Annotated in this window: 7 protein-coding genes; all 7 read left to right on the top strand. The window is 45.8% G+C overall.

Annotated elements, in window-relative coordinates; genetic code table 11:
* Window positions 1–288: 288 nt before the first annotated feature.
* The 7 genes from treZ (at window position 289) to QUA45_RS05755 (ending at window position 15,008) form a co-directional block, all read left to right on the top strand.
* Window positions 289–2,112 (top strand): malto-oligosyltrehalose trehalohydrolase, encoded by a 1,824-nt coding sequence (treZ, locus tag QUA45_RS05785; RefSeq protein WP_333219899.1) that lies wholly within the window; start codon window positions 289–291, stop codon window positions 2,110–2,112.
* A 174-nt stretch (window positions 2,113–2,286) separates the two neighbouring features.
* Window positions 2,287–5,082, top strand: a complete 2,796-nt coding sequence (treY, locus tag QUA45_RS05780) for a malto-oligosyltrehalose synthase (RefSeq protein WP_333219921.1) — start codon at window positions 2,287–2,289, stop codon at window positions 5,080–5,082.
* A gap of 538 nt (window positions 5,083–5,620) precedes the next feature.
* Window positions 5,621–7,528, top strand: coding sequence for a molecular chaperone DnaK (gene dnaK / locus QUA45_RS05775; RefSeq protein WP_333100045.1), 1,908 nt, complete (start codon window positions 5,621–5,623; stop codon window positions 7,526–7,528).
* 197 nt (window positions 7,529–7,725) lie between these two features.
* Entirely contained in the window at window positions 7,726–8,238 is a 513-nt protein-coding gene (locus QUA45_RS05770) for a DUF4112 domain-containing protein (RefSeq protein ID WP_333219897.1), read from the top strand.
* A gap of 722 nt (window positions 8,239–8,960) precedes the next feature.
* Window positions 8,961–9,569, top strand: coding sequence for a PadR family transcriptional regulator (locus QUA45_RS05765; protein ID WP_333219895.1), 609 nt, complete (start codon window positions 8,961–8,963; stop codon window positions 9,567–9,569).
* A 270-nt stretch (window positions 9,570–9,839) separates the two neighbouring features.
* A complete protein-coding gene (locus QUA45_RS05760) occupies window positions 9,840–11,621 on the top strand; it encodes an efflux RND transporter periplasmic adaptor subunit (RefSeq protein ID WP_333219893.1) in 1,782 nt (593 codons plus the stop codon).
* A gap of 183 nt (window positions 11,622–11,804) precedes the next feature.
* Entirely contained in the window at window positions 11,805–15,008 is a 3,204-nt protein-coding gene (locus tag QUA45_RS05755) for an efflux RND transporter permease subunit (RefSeq protein ID WP_333100049.1), read from the top strand.
* Window positions 15,009–15,028 lie beyond the last annotated feature (20 nt).

Below are 15,028 nucleotides of genomic sequence, written 5' to 3'. Positions count from 1 at the left end.
TACCTTTAGGTAGATTTTCGACATGATATCAACCAGAAATATTAACGCTTCCAGACCGTTAATTTGGCGATCGCCCCCGTGCCGATTCCTGCTCTAATTTAGACACAACCAACCGCTAATTTTGCCCTTTACACAACTTTTGCTTTTGATGCCTCTGTCTAAAGTTAGTTGTTTGTTATATTAAGTAATATTACCGTCTAAACAGGCGCTGAACGTTAAGGGCAAAGCATTTGATGGCGCGTCGGGCGATCGAACTACCAACCTATTTTATAAGGAGAACAGCTCAAAGTGAAGATAGGAGCAAATTACCTCGGCAATAACCAATGTGAATTCACCGTTTGGGCGCCCACCGTCAAACAAATCGCAGTCCAAATTGTTTCCCCAAACAAACGCCTCATACCCCTGCAACAATCGGCAGAAGGTTATTGGCAAACCACAGCTACAGACATCGAACCAGGAACCCTTTACACTTACCAAATCGAAGGAAAAACTGAGCGACCAGACCCAGCGTCAAAATATCAACCCCAAGGCGTACACGCTCCGTCGCAAGTAATAGATGAAAGTATCTTTACTTGGACTGACAGAAATTGGCAAGGCGTGCCACTAGCCGAAATGATTATCTACGAACTGCACGTCAGCACATTCACCCAAGCCGGAACATTTGAAGCAATAATTCCCCAGCTAAAACAACTTAAAGAATTGGGAATCAACGCCATCGAAATAATGCCAGTATCCCAATTTCCTGGCGAGCGAAACTGGGGATATGACGGCGTATATCCCTACGCCGTTCAAAACTCCTACGGCGGCCCCCAAGGCTTCAAAACACTCGTCAATGCCTGCCACGAACATGGTATTTCAGTAATTCTCGATGTAGTTTACAACCACCTCGGCCCCGAAGGAAATTATCTCAGGGACTTCGGCCCCTACTTTACCTCAAAATACGGCTCGATTTGGGGAGACCCCCTCAACTTCGACGATGCCTACAGCGACGGCGTACGCAACTACTTTATTGAAAACGCCCTCTACTGGTTTCGAGACTATCACATCGATGCCCTGAGATTAGATGCAATTCAAGCAATATTTGAAGTAGGTGCAAGACCTTTTTTACAAGAACTATCCGATGCCACAGCCGATATTTCCCAAGAGCTAGGACGAAAACTTTACTTAATAGCCGAAAGTGACTTAAATGATGTCCGCACTGTACGTCCCAAAGAACTCGGTGGCTTCGGATTAGACGCTCAATGGTGCGATGATTTCCACCACGCACTGCACGCCTTGCTCACCGGAGAAGACGACCGATACTACCAAGATTTCGGCAAGTGCGAACACTTAGAAAAAGCCTTCAAAGAAAGCTTTGTTTACTCCGGCCAGTACGCCCCCCACAGAAAGCGGAGACACGGCAATTCTGTTAAGGATGAACCGGGTCATAAATTTCTGGTGTTTGCCCAAACCCACGACCAAATCGGCAACCGCATTTTGGGAGACAGACTATCCAAAATAGTTGACTTTGAAGGATTGAAACTTGCAGCCGGCACAGTCTTAATTTCTCCCTACATTCCCTTCTTTTTTATGGGAGAAGAATACGGAGAAGAAGCACCGTTTTTTTACTTCGTTTCCCACTCGGACGAAAACTTAATTGAAGCTATCCGCAAAGACAAACAACAAGAATTTAAAATCTTTGAAGGCAGAGGCGAGTTTCACGACCCCCAGAGTCCTGAGACTTTCCATAAGTGTAAGTTAAACTGGGAAAAACAAACCGAAGGCAAACACAAAATCCTTTGGGAATGGCATCAACATCTGATTCAACTGCGGCGGACAATACCAGCCCTTAAAAAACTCGACAAAAACAGTCTAGAAGTATCCAGCATTGAAGCGGAAAAAATCTTATTTCTACGTCGCTGGACAGATGACAGCCAGCTCTTCTGCATTCTAAACTTCAACACGCAAGATGTAGCTTTTACGGCTGCACTGCCCCAAGGCAACGGTCACAAAATTTTAGACTCGGCTGATGAAAAATGGATGGGTTCAGGTTCTAGCTTGCCTGAAAAAATAAATGCAGAGCAAAAATTGATCGTTAAACCGCAGAGTTTCGCACTTTACGAATTAGAATAATTAAAAGTCGAGGCAGAGCCTCAAATACAGGCGTTCCTAAGCTCTGCCTAGGAACAAGAAACGGGAGGCAGAGCCTCTCTCATTCCCAGGCTCTGCCTGGGAATGCAGTAGAGGAGGCTCTGCCTCCTATATTAAAAGAGAAAACCCTAAAAAACCAGGAGTAAAATTAACATGATGAGAATTCCCACAACAACTTATCGGATTCAATTTCATGGAGGTTTTAACTTTGAAGCCGCCAAACAAATCCTTAGCTATCTGGAAGATTTAGGAATTACCGACCTTTACGCTTCACCAATATTTAAAGCCAGAAAAGGCAGCTCTCACGGATACGATGTCGTTGACTCAAATCAGATCAATCCCGATTTGGGAACATCAGAAAATTTTGAAGCCCTCACATACGAAATCAAGAAACGGAACATGGGATGGTTGCAAGATATTGTTCCGAATCACATGGCTTACGACACTCAAAACTTGCTGCTGTTAGACGTATTGGAACACGGGCCGGATTCCGACTATTTCGATTACTTTGATATTGAATGGAATCACGCTTACGAACATCTCAGGGGTCGAGTGCTGGCTCCGCTGCTGGGCAATTTTTATGGAGAGTGTCTGGAAAATGGCGAGATTCAACTCAAATACAGCGAAATTGGGCTGACCATCAATTATTATAGCTTACAATTGCCAGTAAGAATTGAATCTTATGCTAAATTTATCAGTCATAATTTGGGGCATTTAGCCAGGGAATTAGGCAGACGCCATCCAGATTTTATAAAATTTTTAGGAATTCTTTATTTGATTAAAAATACACCTTCAGAAACTAAAGGTAAAACCCGATACGATCAGATAGCTTTTGTCAAAGGACTGCTCTGGGAACTCTACAATCAAAATCCCCTTGTACAGGAATTTATGGATGAAAATATCAAAGTTTTTAACGGAGAAAAGGGGAATGCCGAAAGCTTTAATTTGCTAGACGATTTGCTTTCCGAGCAGTTTTACCGTCTGTCTTTCTGGAAAGTGGGGGCAGAAGAAATTAACTACCGAAGGTTTTTTACAGTCAACGAACTTATTTCGGTAAAAGTTGAAGAGATTAAAGTTTTTCACAAAAACCATGCTCTGATATTCGACATGGTTGATGAGGGAAAGTTTACCGGATTGAGAATCGACCACATCGACGGACTTTACGACCCCACAGAATATTTGAAACGGCTCCGGGAGAAAGTCGGAGACACTTATATTACTGTTGAAAAAATTCTGGAACACGAAGAAGATTTGCCGTCATATTGGCCGATTGAGGGAACTAGCGGCTACGACTTTTTGAATTACGTAAACGGCGTTTTTTGTCGGTGCGATCGCGAGCAGCAATTTAGCGAAATATATCAGAGATTTACTCGCTTGAACGTTCCCTACGAACAGTTGTTTTTAGATAAAAAAGGACTGATTGTTGAGAAAAACTTGGCTGGAGATGTAGACAATCTAGCTCAACTTTTGAAGAATATATCAGGTCAATCGAGACAGGGAAACGACTTTACTCGTCCCGGTTTGGAAAAAGCACTGGCGGCAGTTTTGACGATTTTTCCAGTCTACCGAACTTACATCAATCAAGATGGTTTGAGAGAGTCCGATCGCACTTACGTAAAATATGCGATCGCCCATGCCAAAGAACAAGTACCGCGACTCCTCAAGGAACTTAACTTTATCGAAACGGTGCTGTTGCTCGAAGAAGAAGAAACTCTAACACCAGAACAAAAAGAGCAGCGCAGGCACTTCGTAATGAAACTCCAGCAGTTGACAGGCCCATTAATGGCAAAAGGCGTTGAAGACACGCTTTTATACGTCTACTATCGGCTTTTATCCCTCAACGAAGTGGGAGGAAATCCCAGTCAGTTTGGCGTGTCGCTGGGAGATTTTCACGAGTTCAACAAACAACAGCAAGTCGCTTGGCCGCACAAAATGAATGCCACAGCTACCCACGATACCAAACGCGGCGAAGATGTGCGAGCCAGAATAAACGTTTTGTCAGAAATTCCCGATGAATGGGAACAGCAAGTCAGGTCTTGGAGAGAGGTAAACTCTTCTAAGAAAGTCAACTTTGTGAATCGAATGGTTCCAGATACTAATGACGAATACTTCCTGTACCAAACTCTGCTAGGCAGTTTTCCGTTTGAGGGAATTGAAAACACCGATTATGTCGATCGCCTGAAAGATTATGTGATTAAAGCTGTCCGTGAAGCAAAAGTTTATACGGCTTGGCTGAGACCGGATAACGACTACGAAGCTGGTTTTATGACATTTGTCGATAGCGTTCTCGAACCTTCGGAACAAAATCAGTTTCTCAACAAATTTATACCTTTCTGCAAAAAAGTAGCTAATTACGGAATTTTCAATTCTTTATCTCAAACGCTGCTGAAAATCACGGCTCCGGGCGTTCCCGACATTTATCAAGGGACGGAATTCTGGGATTTAAGCCACGTCGATCCTGATAACCGCCGTCCCGTTGATTTTGAGCGCAGAATCGAGGTTTTGCGGGAAATTAAAGAGCAAGCTCAGACGGATATTTTGCAACTGGTTGAAGATTTGATTGCGACGCGAGAAGACGCTAGAATTAAGTTGTTTTTGACGGCAAGAGCGCTAGACGCGAGAAAAAAATACTTGCAAGTTTTTCAATCAGGCGACTATCTGCCCCTGCAAGCAGTTGGCACGTTTAAAGATAATGTTGTTGCCTTTGCCAGAAGCTTTGGAGAGACTACCGTTATTGTCATTGCTCCCCGGTTTTTGACGGGAATTGTCAAACCGGAAGAAATGCCGATCGGCAAACAAGTCTGGAAAGATACTAATTTGAAATTATCCGAGCAAATGCCGTCGGTTTGGAAAGATGCAATTACAAATCAGGCGGTAGAAAGTAACGGTACGTTGGCAATTGGTGAAGCTCTGAGTTACTTTCCGGCAGCTCTGCTGATCGGTAAAAAATAGCAATGAAAAGCGGGAAAATTATTGAATTTTCCGAGATTCCCAGGAGGTGGAATTGAGGCTCTCCCTCAATAAATATTCCTTCCCAGGCACAGCCTGGAAGTAAACGGGTAGGGACAGGGCATTGCCGTGTCCCTTTTCAGAATTGATATTAAACCTGATTTGAAGTCAAAAAACCGATCGCCCATACCAACCAAACAAAATTTATACAACAAAGACGGCAAATACAACACAACGTATACGGTTTGCCACAATACCCGAATCCATCGCACACCGTACATTGGGAAGAGTAAAGAAAAGCAGTCAACAACTGTAGCGGTGCAAGCCTCACGGATGCAACCGTCCCCCAACAGGTTCGGTAAATACCCCTTCATCGCAAGGTCTACCGCCCGCAGTATAGAGATCAGCACCCTATCGAAGACTGTATTAAAGCAGGACTCACTACCCGTAAACCGCGAGGTAAAATCGCAGTCCTGAATAACCAGACTATCGCACAGATAAAACACCAAAATTTTGTAGAGATTGGAGCCGGAACACCCCTATGGGAAAAGTAGTTGGAATTGACTTAGGTACGACAAACTCCTGCGTCGCAGTTATGGAAGGCGGCAAACCCACCGTCATAGCCAACGCCGAAGGGGGTCGCACCACACCTTCTGTAGTAGCATATGCTAAAAATGGCGATCAACTTGTCGGACAAATCGCCAAGCGTCAAGCCGTGATGAACGCCGAAAACACCTTTTACTCAGTAAAACGGTTTATCGGGCGTCGGGTTGATGAAGTAGCCCATGAAACCACTGAAGTTTCCTACAAAGTCCTCAAAGTCGGCAACAGCCTCAAACTGGACTGTCCCGCCCGCGGCAAGCAATTTGCCCCAGAAGAAATTTCTGCACAAGTTCTCCGCAAACTCGTAGAAGACGCCAGCAAATACCTCGGCGAAACTGTTACCCAAGCGGTAATTACTGTTCCCGCTTACTTCAACGACTCCCAGCGCCAAGCTACGAAAGACGCAGGAAAAATTGCCGGTATAGAAGTGCTGCGGATTATTAACGAACCTACAGCAGCAGCTTTAGCTTACGGGTTAGATAAAAAGAGCAACGAAACCATCCTCGTATTTGACTTAGGTGGCGGTACTTTCGACGTATCTATTCTCGAAGTAGGCGACGGCGTATTTGAAGTGCTAGCAACTTCTGGAGACACTCACCTCGGCGGTGACGACTTCGATAAAAAAATCGTAGATTACATCGCTAACGAATTCCAAAGAGCCGAAGGCATTGACCTTCGCAAAGACAAACAAGCACTGCAACGCCTGACGGAAGCAGCAGAAAAAGCCAAGATTGAACTGTCAAGCGTTACGCAAGCAGAAATCAACCTGCCGTTTATTACCGCGACTCAAGACGGGCCAAAACACTTGGACACGACTTTGACGCGGGGCAAGTTTGAAGAACTGTGCTCGGATTTGATCGATCGCTCCCGCATCCCCGTCGAAAATGCGATCCGCGACGCCAAATTAGACAAATCTGCAATTAATGAAGTCGTCTTAGTTGGTGGTTCTACCCGGATTCCTGCCGTGCAAGAACTGGTCAAAAAACTCCTTGGCAAAGAACCCAACCAAACGGTAAACCCGGACGAAGTGGTTGCAGTCGGTGCAGCAATTCAAGCCGGCGTACTCTCCGGCGAAGTCAAAGACATCCTGTTGCTCGACGTTACTCCGCTGTCTCTCGGCGTCGAAACCTTGGGCGGCGTGATGACCAAAATCATTCCCCGCAACACCACTATTCCTACCAAGAAGTCGGAAACTTTCTCGACTGCTGTAGACGGCCAAACAAACGTGGAAATTCACGTTTTGCAAGGCGAACGGGAAATGGCGAATGATAACAAGGATTTGGGAACCTTCCGCTTAGATGGAGTTCCACCAGCCCCCCGTGGCGTACCTCAAATTGAAGTTACTTTCGATATCGATGCTAACGGTATTTTGAATGTAGCTGCCAAAGATAAAGGTACTGGCAAGGAGCAATCGATTAGCATTACTGGTGCTTCTACTTTGCCCAGCAATGAAGTCGAGAAAATGGTCAAGGAAGCCGAGGCAAATGCGGCTGCTGACAAAGAGCGTCGCGAAAGGATCGATCGCAAAAACCAAGCTGATTCTCAAGCCTATCAAATCGAGAAGCAGTTGGCAGAATTGGGTGATAAAGTCCCCCCTGCTGACAAAACTAAGATTGAAGGGTTGCTCAAAGACTTGCGCGAGGCCATTGGCAGTGAAGATGACGATCGGATCAAAACCTTGACAACAGAGTTGCAGCAAGCATTCTACGCTGTCAGCAGCAACCTGTACCAGCAAGCAGGCGGCCCAACTGATGGCCCTGGCGGCCCCGGCGGCTACGGAGACGGCGGCCCAACAGGTGGCGGCGACGACGTGATTGACGCCGACTTCACTGAAGGCAACAAATAACAGGCTAAATTAAAAGCCCCCAGCTAGAAGCAAGAAACCCGGTTTTGAACAGAAACCGGGTTTCTTTGCATTCAAAAACAAACAAAAGGCGATCGGCCCAAATCAGTAAAAATCTGCTTGAGGCAGAGTGAAAAAACTTGAATATGGTTCAATAAATATCATAAACTAGCAGTAATATAGCAATCGAGAGCAATTAAATGTCACGTTCTCCTATACAGAATTCCTCCCCAAATACTCCCAGCCCATCTCAGGTAGCATCCTTGCGCCGACTCCGCCGCATCAGCCATTTACTAGACAATGCAATTCCGATTCCCGGCACAAAATACCGCATCGGACTCGATCCGATATTGGGACTGATACCGGGCGGCGGCGATTTAATCAGTTCAATCTTTGCAGGTTATGTTGTCTTTAAGTCCGCTCAAATGGGAGTGCCTCAAGAGACTTTAGTACAAATGGCTGCTAACATCGTGTTTGATACAGTTGCCGGCATGGTACCAGTGGCCGGAGACTTGTTGGATGTTGCTTGGAAAGCTAATGTCAAAAATATAGAATTGCTGGACGCTCATTTAGGTTCCCCGGAACAAGGCAAAAAAGCCGATTGGCTATTTGTGGCGGTGTTGCTGTTGGGTTTGATGTTAATTGTCGGAGGCGTGATATTCTTGAGTGTGATGCTTTTTGGCTGGCTATTTCAAGTGATTGCAGGACGTTGAGTTTTGGTTGGAGGAGCGAGATGAATCACTCTACCTGTGTCATGTCAAGAGCATCTTATTTGAGATAATTTGTGCTTAATAAAGTATATTTGATGATGATTGTTCGCAGGTAATAACATCTAATTTTAAGTGACGCATAGAGTGCATTCTTATTCTTTAATTACTCAATAAAAATCGACAATCTCACACACTCTAACCTTAGAAACAGGCTACCTTAAAATCCACTCAACAATTGTTTCGTAGCAAAAAAATACATAAATGATATGACTATCAGCTACGAAAAAACAGCGGTTGCGATAGCTCCTCAAGAAATACTAAAATATATGAGGGTTTTAAAATTCAACCAACCCATGCCAAGAAAAGTTCTGGTGCTTTTACCCAAAAGAGATATGTGGCAGAAATCGCACCTATTGAGCAGAGTCTATTAAATCATTTCGGAGACATCCAAGACCAGGCAGAATCTCACTTTGAACACAAGTGAGATTCTGCCCTTCCTGTGACCGAAATCGAGGTAAATCAGCACTATTGTGATTTCTCAAATGGATTCTATAATTATAAAGCGATCGCCCTTTATTGAAACACAAAAAATATATATTAAGGGTATTGACAAATATTAGTTTCCGTGCATCGTGATGTAATTTCTTTCAAATTAGCTATTGACCAGATCGCCCTTGAGTCAGATATAGTTATATAATTCAGACTATAATATCAATTTGATATAAATGCTTGAATTATCAGCCCTTGGGCTGCTACAGTTGCAACCCCTGCACGGCTATCGGTTAAAGCAACAACTGGAGCTGTTTATGAGCAGTTGCATCAGCGTCAACTACGGAGCAATTTACCCGCTGCTGAAGCGCTTGGAAGAGCGAGGGGAGATTTCGGTAATTGCCGAAGAAGCCGGAGATGCGGGCTGTCCGCGCAAAATCTACGGAATTACCGCCAAAGGGCGCGAACTCTGGCGGCAAAAAATGCTCGAACACCCTCAAGAAAGCTGGGTTAACAGTGGTTCCCGGTTCCAAATCAAGTTTTTCTTTTTTGGCGACTTAGAACCCGCAGAACGGCTGAAATTGTTGGAACACCGCTTGCGAGCCTGTTACACCCGACAAGACTACATCGAAAGCCTCAAGAGCGAATATCCACTAACCGACGACTATCAATTCGCCTCTCGCGATCGCTGCAAGTCAGTGCTGGCATCAGAGATAGAGTGGTTAACCGACCAACTAGCCAAGGAAAAAAGCGCGATCGCCGGAGTGCGTGAGTCCCCAACCTCCGCTGAATCCGCCGACTCCCAGGAAAAATCCTTCCAACTCACCCACTCAGGTGAGTCATAAGAAGGATGTGTAATCTTCCCTGCCATCGTAACTTTTGAGAGATAACAAGAAGCTTTCCTAAAAATAATCACTCCCTGGCTTGGCTAACTGCGATGAGACTAAAGCCCTGCACATACCCCAACCCCATTAAAAAGGGACTTTCCCGATTCCATCCTGTTTAAAATCGCTTGTCCTTATTCCCCCTCTGTTTGAGGGGAACGCCGGAGAATCAAATATTCCGCCCAAGTCTCAGTAAGTCAGAAGTTAAAAAAAATCTAAGTGGTGCTGCCCATGAGTTATTCTAAATCCCCAGAATCCGTCGTTGAAGCCCAAGAGCAAAAATCTCTCACACCGGAACTGCACCCAGCCGATGCAGACAGCGAGCAACTGCAGGATTCTGCGGCCGTTGCCGATCGCCCCCAACCTGTTGGTAAACCAGGATCGCGCTGGCCCCTAATTGCAGCGATCGCGATCGCCACAGGCGCAGCAGGTATCGGCTGGTACTCGTGGCAATCGGGTCATAATCGCGCACAGCAACCCGCAGCAGCAGCCCAACCCCCAGGCATACCAGTCAAGCTCGCAGCCGTACAAACCAGCTCAGTCCAAGATGCCTCAGAATTTGTCAGCAGCTTAGAAGCCAAGCGTTCGGTAGAGATCAAACCCCAAGTAGAAGGGCTAGTCACGGAGATTTTTGTCAAATCCGGGGACTTCATAAACAAAGGGCAAGCCATCGCCCGCATGAAAAGCGACAGCGCCCAAGCTGACTTGAGGGAATCCCAAGCCAACCTGATTCGCGCTCAATCCCATTTAGCCGAATTGCAAGCAGGAGCAAGGCCCGAAGAAATCGCTCAAGCTCAAGCCCAAGTCGCCCAAGCCCAAGCCAACCTCGCCCAACTGCGATCGGGCTCTCGGCCAGAAGAAATTGGTCAAGCCCAAGCCCGCGTTAGCCAAGCTGAAGCCGACCTCGCCGACGCCCAAACAGGTAGCCTCTTAGAAGACATTGCCCAAGCAAGAGCGCAAATAGAAGCAAGCACAGCCGAAGCAAAATTAGCCAGCCAGCAGCTTGCCAGATATCAGGCATTGGCAAAAGAAGGCGCAGAATCCGCCAACACCCTCGAACAATACGCCCAAAAAGAAGGCACAGCCAAAGCCAATCTCCGAGAAGCTCAAAGGCGGTTCGAGCAGCGGCAAAAGAACAGACAAGCCGAGATCGAGCGCCGGACAGCGGCATTGCAACAGCAGCGGCAAGCTTTGCGGCAATTGCAAAACGGTTCGCGCCCAGAGGAAATAGCCAAAGCGGAAGCAGAAGTCGCACAAGCCAAGAGCAGATTAGCGCAGTTAGCCAACGGTACGCGCCAAGAACAGCTCGATCAAGCGGAAGCGCAAGTTGCCGAGGCCGCCGCTCAAGTGCGCGGCTTTGAAGTACAACTGCAAGAAACTGCTGTCATCGCGCCTTTCGCGGGAGTCATCGGCGACATACCAGTGAAAGTAGGTGATTACTTGCAAAAAGGTAACGCCATTGCCACCCTGACAGAGAACCAATTGCTAGACTTGCGGTTATCAATTCCTTTGGAACGGCAGCCTCAATTACGCTTAGGGCTGCCAGTACAAATGCTCGACGCTCAAGGTAAGGCGATCGCCCAAGGTCAAATCAGTTTTATCTCCCCAAACGTCAGCGCGAATTCCCAAACAATTTTAGCTAAAGCCACCTTTCCCAACCCCGGTGGCGAACTGCTTAATCTCCAGTTTGTAAAAGCTAAAGTCATCTGGAAACAGAACCCCGGAATTTTAGTTCCAGTAACAGCAGTCACTCGCTTAGGCGGAGAAACTTTTGTATTCACAGCTCAAAAGCCGGAACAGCAAAAACCTGGAATGCCACCTTTAGTAGCGCACCAAAAAGCTGTGAAATTGGGAGCGATTGAGGGAAATAATTATCAAGTTATCGAAGGTTTGCAAGCCGGCGAAAAAATTGTCACCGCAGGCATCCTTAACCTGACAGACGGCGCCCCCATTATGGCTCAAGAGGAAGGGGAAGGAGCAGGGAAAAAATTACAAGTAGAAAGCAAAAAATAAGGTAGTTTGTTGCGCTTCAGCGCTCTTAAGATAGGAATTAAGAGTGCTAAAGCGCAACAACTACCTTACGTGAAACTACTTGATTGCTCCGCTCTCAAAAAGAGGGCTATTTTAATTTTTGACTGAAGTTCATGCAATTAGGAATTAGCAATTATCAACTAACAACTACCCATTACCCAAATAATGTTTGCAGATTTCTTTATTAAACGACCAGTCTTTGCTAGCGTCTGCGCCTTAATTATTATTTTGGTAGGCGCAATCAGCATTCCCAGCCTGCCGATCGAGCGCTTCCCCGACATCAGCCCTACCCAAATAAACGTCACAGCTAACTATAGCGGGGCTAGTGCTGAAATTGTCGAAAATGCCGTTACCAACATCCTAGAAAGACAAATTAACGGCGTTGAAGGACTCAAATATCTAACTTCTAGTAGTAGTAACGATGGCACTAGCACCATTACAGCTACCTTTGATTCCTCGCGCAACAAAGACATTGCCGGGGTCGATGTTCAAAATCGAGTTGCAGTTGCTCAACCCCAGCTACCCGATGCCGTACAACGCACAGGAGTTAGAGTTACCAAACAATCTACAAGTCTCCTACTAGCGATCGGTTTATTTACAGAAAATAAAGAATACGACACCATATTTTTAAGCAACTACGCTGACCTATATTTAGCAGATGCTTTAAAGCGGGTAAAAGGTGTTGGCGACGTGCGAATTTTTGGGGAAAGACGCTATGCAATGCGTTTATGGATAGACCCAAATAAACTAGCAGCTCGCCGTCTCACAATGCAAGATGTAACGACGGCTCTCAACGAACAAAACTTGCAAGTTGGTGCTGGGAGAGTTGGTCAAGAACCGGCTCCCCAGGGACAAATGTATCAAATTGACTTGCGTGCTGAAAGTCGCCTGAAAGAACCAGCCGAATTTGAAGAAATCGTCCTCAAAACAGAGACCAATGGAACGTTAGTTAAATTAAAAGATGTGGGGAGAGCAGAACTAGGGGCAGAGAATTACAGCTCATTTCTGCGATTTCGAGGCAACGATGCAGTAGGTTTAGGGATTTACCAACTGCCTGGAAGTAATGCTTTGAATGTTGCCCATGCCGTCAAAACAGAAATGGAAAAACTAGCGGTTGCTTTCCCTCCGGGTTTGATACATAGAGTAGCGCTGGACACGACTTTGTTTGTAGAAGAGTCGATGGCAGAAGTAGTCAAGACATTATTTGAAGCAGTCTTGCTAGTGGTGATAGTGATTTTTGTTTTCTTACAAGACTGGCGCACCACTATTATTCCTATCATCACAATTCCAATTTCTTTGATTGGGACGTTTGCCTTTATCAAAGTTTTCGGATTTACGATTAACAGTTTATCTCTGTTTGGTCTGACATTAGCGACGGGATTAGTGGTTGATGACGCTATCATTGTAGTAGAAAATATTGACCGCCTCATCCGCCAAGGAATGAATGCCCGCGAAGCAGCTTTTGAGTCGATGCGGGAGCTTTTTAGCGCTGTAATTGCGACTTCTTTAGTGTTGATGGCAGTGTTCGTACCTGTGGCATTTTTCCCCGGAACTACAGGAGCGCTTTACAAACAATTTGCACTGACAATTGCTTTTTCAGTTCTGCTTTCTACCTTTATTGCTATTACTCTCACGCCCTCACTTTCAGCTATATTGCTGCGTCGAGGGCCCAAGTTTGGGGGTCCGCTAGGTTGGGTTTTTGACCGTTTTAATGGAGTTCTCAATTGGGTACAGCGGCAATATCGGAAATCGTTAATATTTCTCACAGGAATTAAGACTATTGTCACCCTCGTGTTCATCGCTTCTCTAGGAGTAACAGCTTGGCTTTATTTATCAGTGCCCACAGCATTTATCCCGGAAGAAGACCAGGGCTATTTTATGACAATTATTCAAGGGCCCCAAGGTGTTTCGCTGCAATACACTCAGAAAGTAATGGATCAAGTGGAACAAGAAATCCTCAAACTTCCTGAAGTTGTCGGGACTTTTTCAGTCGGTGGATTTGGTTTTAGCGGTAGCACTTCTAATCAAGGCATTATATTTACTACCCTGAAACCCTGGGAAGAACGTCACGGAGAAGATCAAACCGTACAAGCGATTATTGGTAAGTTGCGGGGTAAGTTTTTCTCGATTCCCGAAGCTAGAATTTTCCCAGTGAATCCGCCTGCTATTCAAGGTTTAGGTCAATTTGGGGGTTTCCAATTTCAATTGCAAGACCGCAAAGGTAACGGCGGTTTAGATGGCTTAGTCCAGGCTATGGGCGGGATTTTGAAGCAGGCAAATCAGACACCGGGATTGCAAGCGGTATTTAGTACATTTGCTGCGAATACGCCTCAGTTAATTGTGGAGGTTGACCGCAATCGAGCTAAGGCTCTAGATATTCCCATTAATGATGTTTTCAGTACGTTACAAACGGCTCTGGGTGCTCAGTATGTCAATGATTTTAACCTCCAGCAGCGCAATTATCGGGTGTATGTTCAGGCTGATAAACAGTTTCGCGATAACCCTGAAGATATTGGGAAATTATATGTGCGTTCTGGAAAGAATGAAATGATTGCTTTGAGCAATGTGGTGAAGATCACTCCGGTGGTGGGCGCACAAACTGTTAACCACTACAATTTGTATAGGTCAATTGAGATTACTGGCTCTCCGGCTCCGGGAGCGAGTTCTGGACAGGCGCTAAAATCGATGGAAAAGGTGTCGGCTCAAGTTTTGCCTTCTGGTTTTGGCTATGAATGGTCGGGGAGTTCTTTAGAAGAAATTGAATCGGGGGGTCAAGCACCGATTATTTTCGGTTTGGGGCTGATTTTTGTGTTCTTGGTGTTGGCTGCTCAGTACGAAAATTATGTCGATCCTTTCATTATTTTGCTGGCGGTTCCTCTGGCGATTTTGGGTGCACTTTTAGCTCAGTCGTTGCGGGGCTTGGCGAATGATGTTTATTGCCAGATTGGTTTGGTAATGTTGATTGGATTGGCTAGTAAAAATGCGATTTTAATTGTGGAGTTTGCGAACCAGTTACGGGAGCGGGGATATCCAATTGCTAAGGCGGCAGTTGAGGCTTCTCAAGAGCGTTTACGACCGATTTTGATGACTTCTCTAGCTTTTATTTTGGGTATTGCTCCTCTGGTTAACCCAGAAGGTGCGGGGGCGGCCAGTCGTAGATCGCTAGGGAATGCGATCGCGGGGGGGATGGTTGTTTCTACTGTCTTGAGTTTGTTTATAGTGCCGGTTCTGTATGTGGTGGTTGTCTCGGCTCGCGATCGCTTTAAGAAGCGCGATCGATTAGAAAATCTCCCCGAAGATGGCACAATTTTGAATGGGAAAACGAATCCGGCCGAGGAGATTGAACGCGATAAAGTATCGCCGTTTTAGTGGGTAATTAGTTCCTTTAA

The sequence above is a fragment of the Microcoleus sp. Pol12A5 genome (genome assembly GCF_036701435.1).
GTDB lineage: Bacteria > Cyanobacteriota > Cyanobacteriia > Cyanobacteriales > Microcoleaceae > Microcoleus.
This window is presented reverse-complemented; position numbering and strand designations above follow the sequence as displayed.